Annotated in this window: 5 protein-coding genes and 1 pseudogene; 1 reads left to right on the top strand and 5 read right to left on the bottom strand. The window is 69.3% G+C overall.

The features are described from left to right. A pseudogene (locus QZ753_RS17895) lies at positions 1-527 on the top strand (NAD-dependent dehydratase); the annotation flags it as partial. Between the two features lie 122 nt (positions 528-649). On the opposite strand, the gene QZ753_RS17890 reads toward QZ753_RS17895, so the two are convergent. From QZ753_RS17890 to QZ753_RS17870, 5 genes are all read right to left on the bottom strand, one after another. After that, the gene (locus tag QZ753_RS17890) at positions 650-1423 is read right to left on the bottom strand and encodes an ABC transporter ATP-binding protein (protein ID WP_294645612.1); all 774 of its coding nucleotides are present in this window, start codon (positions 1421-1423) and stop codon (positions 650-652) included. After that, positions 1420-2277 (bottom strand): ABC transporter ATP-binding protein, encoded by an 858-nt coding sequence (locus tag QZ753_RS17885; RefSeq protein WP_294645610.1) that lies wholly within the window; start codon positions 2275-2277, stop codon positions 1420-1422. The genes QZ753_RS17890 and QZ753_RS17885 overlap by 4 nt, the downstream gene beginning before the upstream one ends. After that, on the bottom strand, positions 2274-3197 hold the full coding sequence (gene nikC, locus QZ753_RS17880) for a nickel transporter permease (RefSeq protein WP_294645609.1): 924 nt from the start codon (positions 3195-3197) through the stop codon (positions 2274-2276). The genes QZ753_RS17885 and nikC overlap by 4 nt, the downstream gene beginning before the upstream one ends. Then, positions 3194-4219 (bottom strand): ABC transporter permease, encoded by a 1026-nt coding sequence (locus tag QZ753_RS17875; RefSeq protein WP_294645614.1) that lies wholly within the window; start codon positions 4217-4219, stop codon positions 3194-3196. Before QZ753_RS17875 ends, nikC begins: the two co-directional genes overlap by 4 nt. Positions 4220-4316: 97 nt before the next feature. Beyond that, a partial coding sequence (locus tag QZ753_RS17870) for an ABC transporter substrate-binding protein (RefSeq protein ID WP_294645607.1) occupies positions 4317-5872 on the bottom strand: 1556 nt, incomplete at its 5' end.

Raw genomic sequence — 5872 nt, 5'->3', positions numbered from 1 at the left:
TGAACATGGGCACGACGCTTGCCGTCTACGCCACGCTCTGCCGCGAGACCGGCCGCCCGTTCCGCTTCCCCGGCTCGGCGGCGCAGTGGAACGGGCTGACCGACATGACGAGCGCCAGCCAGCTGGCGCGCCATCTCGTGTGGGCGGCGACGACGCCGGCGGCGGCCGACGAGGCGTTCAACATCGTCAACGGCGACGTCTTCCGCTGGAAGTGGATGTGGGCGCGCATCGCCGACTGGTTCGGGCTGGAGCCCGCCCCGTTCGACGGGACCGTCGTCCCGCTGGAGGAGCAGATGCGGGACGATGCGCCGGTGTGGCGTCGCATTGCGACACGTGAGGGGCTGGCGGAGGCGGACCTCGATCGTCTCGCCTCGCCCTGGCACACGGACGCCGACCTCGGCCGTCCGTTCGAGGTGATGACCGACATGGGCAAGTCGCGCCGTCTCCGCTTTCTCGACTACCAGCCGACCGACGACGCGTTCTTCGACCTCTTCGCGCAGCTGCGCGCCGACCGGCTGATCCCGTAACGGCGCAAACGCTTCGAGTCCCCGTGCCGCCGCCCCGCCGCTGCTTCGGCTGCGGGGCGGTGCGCGCTGGTACGGCCCGACGCTCCGACCGGGGCAGGGGATGCGCTCGCCGCCGGTTCTACCTAGGCGGCGGGCGGACGCACGAAGCCGTCGCTCGCTGTCATCAGCGTCCGCGCGTAATCGGACGCGACGTCGCGCGTTGCGAGCCGCCCTTCCTCCAGCGCTTCCACCGCTTCGCCGCCGCGCATGACGAGGAGGCGCTCGCACATGTGGTCGACCACCGCGAGATCGTGGCTGACGAAGAGGTAGGTCAGACCGCGCTCGGCCCGAAGGCGCGTCAGAAGGTTCAGGACCTCGGCCTGGATCGAGGCGTCAAGCGCCGAGGTCGGCTCGTCGAGGAGCAGGACCGACGGTTCGAGGATCAGCGCGCGGGCGATCGCGATGCGCTGGCGCTGGCCGCCCGATAGCTGATGCGGCAGGCGGAAGCGGAAACCTGAGTCGAGCCCGACATCCGCCAGCGCCTGGAGAACGCGCCGGTCGCGGTCCTTGAGGCCGTGGATCGACAGGGGCTCGGACAGGATGCGGTCGATCGTGTGGCGTGGATGCAGGGAGCCGTAGGGGTCCTGGAACACCATCTGGACGCGGGCGGCAAAGCGCTTGTCGCGCCGTGCCCCCAGCCTGTCGCCATCCACCCGGATCTCGCCCGACGAGATCGGCGCCAGCCCGCAGATGGCGCGCAGGATCGTCGACTTGCCCGATCCCGATTCCCCGACGAGGCCGAAGGATTCGCCGACGCCGACGTCGAAGGAGACGCCCTTCACCGCGTCGACGCGGTTGCGGCCCTCTCCGAGCGTCACCACGAGGTCGCGGACTTCGATGCGGGGGCCCGTCGTCATGCGTTCAGCCATTCCGGTCGGCGGTCGAGTGTCGGCAGGGTCTCGTGCCCGCCGCCGATGCGCGGCAGGCAGGCGAGAAGACCCTGCGTATAGGGGTGGCGCGCTTGGCCGAGCCGGTCGGCCTCGATCTCCTCGACGATCCGCCCGCGATACATCACCAGCACCCGGTCGCAGAAGGTCGAGACGAGGCGAAGGTCGTGGCTGATGAAGAGGAGCCCCATGCCGCGTCCGCGCACGAGACCGTCGAGGATCCGAAGGACCTCGAGCTGCACGGTAACGTCGAGCGCTGAGGTCGGCTCGTCCGCGATCAGGAGCTCCGGCTCGGGGATCAGCATCATCGCGATCATCACGCGCTGACCCATGCCGCCCGACAATTCGTGCGGATAGGAGCGCAGGACGCGCTCGGGATCGCGGATCTGCACGTCCTCCAGCATCGCGACCATGCGCCGGCGCGCGTCAGCGGACGAGATGCGGCCGTGGGCGCGCAGCGCCTCGCCGAGCTGCCGGTCGATCCGCATGACGGGATTCAGCGAATATTTCGGGTCCTGCATGACCATGGCGATGCGCCGCCCCCGCACCGCGCGCATCTCCTTCTCGGAGAGACCGAGGAGATCGGTGCCGCCAAAGGCGAGGCGATCGGCCGCCACGTGTCCGGGCGGGCGCACGAGGCGCAGGATCGCGCGGCCCGTCATCGACTTGCCGGAGCCGGATTCTCCGACGACCGCGACCCGCTCGCGCCCGACGTCGAACGAGATGCCGCGCACGGCCTCCACCAGCCCGCGCCGCGTATCGAACCCGACCTTGAGGTTGCGCACCTCGAGAAGCGGCGCGCCGGACGAGACGGGCGCGCTCATTGCTGGCCGCTCCGCGGATCGAGGATGTCGCGCAGCGCGTCGCCGAGAAGGTTGAAAGCGAGGCTGACGAGAAGGATGGCGATACCGGGGATCGTCGCGACCCACCAATGGGTCAGGAGGTACTGGCGGCCCGACGAGATCATGGCGCCCCATTCGGCGAGCGGCGGCTGCGCGCCGAGGCCGAGGAAGCCGAGACCGGCCGCCGTCAGGATGATGCCGGCCATGTCGAGGGTGATGCGCACGATCACCGAGGACAGGCACATCGGCATGATGTGGCCGGTGATGATGCGCAGCGTGCCCGCCCCCTGCAGCCGTGCGGCGGCGATGTAGTCGGAGCGCCGCACGGTCAGCGTCTCGGCGCGCGCGACGCGCGCATAGGGGGGCCATGCGGTCAGGGCGATGGCGAGGACCGCATTCTCGATGCCGGGCCCGAGCGCCGCGACGAAGGCGAGCGCCAGCACGAGGCGGGGGAAGGCGAGGAAGATGTCGGTGACGCGCATCAGGACGCGGTCGGTCCAGCCGCCGAGCGTGCCGGCGACGGTGCCGATCACGAGGCCGAGCACCGGCGCCGTCAATGCGACGAGAGCGACGACGTAGAGCGTGACGCGCGAGCCGTAGACGAGCCGGCTCCAGACGTCGCGCCCGAGTTCGTCGGTTCCCAGCCAGTGTCCGGCGCCGGGCGGGAGGAGGCGCGTGGACAGGTTCTGCGCGTTGGGATCGTGGGTGGCGAGAAGCGGCGCGAACGCCGCCATCAGGAGAAGGATCGCGATGAGGACGAGGCCGATCATCGCCAGCGGATTGCGGCTGAGGATGCGCCATCCCTGGTACAGCGAGACGGCGCGCGCCTGCAGCCGCGAGCGCGGCGTGTCAGTCGTCAGCCAGCCGATCCAGCCGGCGGAGGCGGAGGCCGCCCCGCTCATCGCGCCCTCGGATCGACCAGCGTGTAGACGAGGTCGGACAGGATGTTGAGGACGACGAAGACCGCGCCGATCACCAGCGTGCCGCCGAGCACGGCGTTGAAGTCGGCAGCGAAGAGGGCCTGCGTGATGTAGAGCCCGAGGCCGGGCCAGGCAAAGACGGTTTCGGTCAGCACCGAGCCCTCCAGAAGCGCGGCATAGGAGAGGGCGATCACGGTGACCAGCGGCACCATCGCGTTGCCGAGCGCATGGACCCAGACGACGCGCCGCTCCGACACGCCCTTGACGCGGGCGGTCGTCACGTAATCCTGCGACAGCTGCTCCAGCATGAACGAGCGCGTCATGCGCGAGATGTAGGCGAGCGAGAAGTAGCCGAGCACCAGCGCCGGCAGGATCAGGTGCGACAGGGCGTTGCGGAACACGTCCCAGGCGCCGGACAGCGCGGAATCGATGAGGATCGAGCCGGTGACGGGCGTCACGTCGAACTCGTAGGCGAGCTCGTAGGACACGTCGAGCCGACCGGGGCCGCCGACCCAGCCGAGCTGCCCGTAGAACACGAGAAGCGCGATGAGGCCGAGCCAGAAGACCGGCATCGAATAGCCGAGCAGCCCGACGACGCGGATCGCCTGATCCTGCCATCGCCCCTGGTGCACCGCGCCGACGACGCCTGCAGGAACGCCGATGAGGACGCCGATCAGCGTCGCGAGCGTGGCAAGTTCGAGCGTCGCCGGGAAGGCCGAGGCGATGTCCTCGACGACGGGGCGCGAGGTGAGATTGGAGCGTCCGAGATTGCCCGTCGCGACATCGCCGAGATAGCGCACGAACTGGACGGGAAGCGGCTGGTCGAGGCCGAGCGAGACGCGTGCGGCGTCGTACTGCGCCTGCGTCGCCCGGTCGCCGACGATCGCGAGCACCGGATCGACCGGCACGACGCGCGCGATGAGGAAGGTGACGAAGAGAAGGCCGAAGAGCGTCAGGAGCAGGCTGACGAGGAGGCTCGCGCCGCGCGAGACGACGCGCGGCAGGCCGAAGGCGCGAAGCCCCGAGCGGGCGCCATGCAGCGCCGGCTCGTCGATCACGGGCGGGCTCAACGGCCCGCCCCCACGGTCTTGGCGATCACGCTTACTGCGCCGTCTTGGTGACGGTCCAGTAGAAGGCCGAGGCCACCGCGCTGCCGGTCTTGAAGCCGTCGACGCCCTTGCGCACGGCCGGTTGCTCGGAGCGCTGGAAGAGGACGGCGATCGGCGAGGCCATCTGCTCGTGGCGCTGCATGTCCTCGTAGAGCTTGGCGCGCTTGGCCTCGTCCTTCTCGACGACGGCGGCGGCCACCTGAGGCGTCGTCTCTGCGGCGGCATAGGCGTTGCGCCAGGCGAGGTTGCCGACGAGGGCGCCCGCGTCGGAATTGTCGGCGTTGGCGGCGAAGACCGAGGCGTTGGTCTGCGGATCCGGGTAATCCGGGCCCCAGGTCTGGAGCGTCAGCTTGTGGTTGCGCGCGCGGTAGATCGACAGCGCCTCGGCGCCCGTCACCGAACGGAGCGACGCCTTGATCCCGGCCTGGGCGAGCGTGCCCTGGATGGCCTGCGCGATGTCGACGCGCTCCTTCTCGTTGCGGATCAGGATTTCGGTCTCGAACCCGTCGGGATAGCCGGCCTCGGCCAGAAGCGCCTTGGCCTTGGCGACGTCCAGCTTGAACGGCTTGTCCTCGATCGCGCCGAGGAAGCCGGCGGGCAGGAAGGACTGGTGCACCTGCTCCTGCCCCTTCAGGAGCTGGCTGGTGATGCCGTCGTAGTCGATCAGGTACTTGATCGCCTCCATCACCTTCGGCTTCGACAGGATCTCGTCCTTCTGGTTGCCGGAGAGATAGTAGACCTGTCCGCGCAGCTCGGTCTGGACCTTGAGGTTCGGGTCCTTCTCGACGGCGGCGATGTCGGTGGGGCCGAGGTTGCGGGCGACGTCGACATCGCCCTTCTGGAGAAGGAGAAGCTGCGTCGCGGGCTCCACGACGTGGCGCACGAAGACGCGCTTCATCGCGACCTCATGGTTGAAGTTCGGGTTGGCGTCGAGCACGACGGACTCGTTCGGCTTCCAGGCGCGCAGGACATAGGGGCCCGAGCCCGCCGAATGGGTGTCGAGCCAGGTGTTGCCGTAGTCCTCGCCGGCGTTCTCCATCACCACCGCCTTGTCGACGATCGAGCCGACCTCGGCCGTCAGCGCGTTGTAGAGGAAGGACGGGGCGTAGGGCTTGTCGGTGACGATCTGGAGCGTCGAGGCGTCCACCGCCTTCACGGTCTGGTCGACATTGTCCTTGGTCAGGCCGAACTGGGTGAGGATGAAGGCCGGCGTCTGGTCGAGCTTCACGGCGCGCTGCAGCGAGAAGGCGGCGTCCTCGGCGGTCACCGGATTGCCGGACGCGAACTTGCGCCCCTCGGCCATCTTGAATGTGAAGGTCAGGCCGTCGTCGCTGACCGACCAGCTGGCGGCCAGACCCGGCACCGGCTTCAGCGTCTGCGGATCGATCTCGACCAGCGTCTCGTAGATGTTGTTGATCTGGTCCTGCCCCGAGAACTCGAAGCTTTCGGCCGGGTCGAGCGACTTCATGTCGTCGATGCCGTTGGCGATCACCAGCGTGTCGGCCGGGGTCTCGGCCAGGGCCGCCGAGCCCGCGGCGACCGATCCGA

Source organism: uncultured Aureimonas sp. (genome assembly GCF_913775355.1).
Lineage (GTDB): Bacteria > Pseudomonadota > Alphaproteobacteria > Rhizobiales > Rhizobiaceae > Aureimonas.
The sequence above is the reverse complement of the archived record's forward strand: the minus strand, read 5'-3'. Positions and strand labels throughout refer to the sequence as shown.

Bases quoted from the DNA above. Each gene is read 5' to 3' on its own strand.
- QZ753_RS17890 (WP_294645612.1), bottom strand. From the start codon at position 1,423: ATGACGACGGGCCCCCGCATCGAAGTCCGCGACCTCGTGGTGACGCTC.
- QZ753_RS17885 (WP_294645610.1), bottom strand. From the start codon at position 2,277: ATGAGCGCGCCCGTCTCGTCCGGCGCGCCGCTTCTCGAGGTGCGCAAC.
- nikC (WP_294645609.1), bottom strand. From the start codon at position 3,197: ATGAGCGGGGCGGCCTCCGCCTCCGCCGGCTGGATCGGCTGGCTGACG.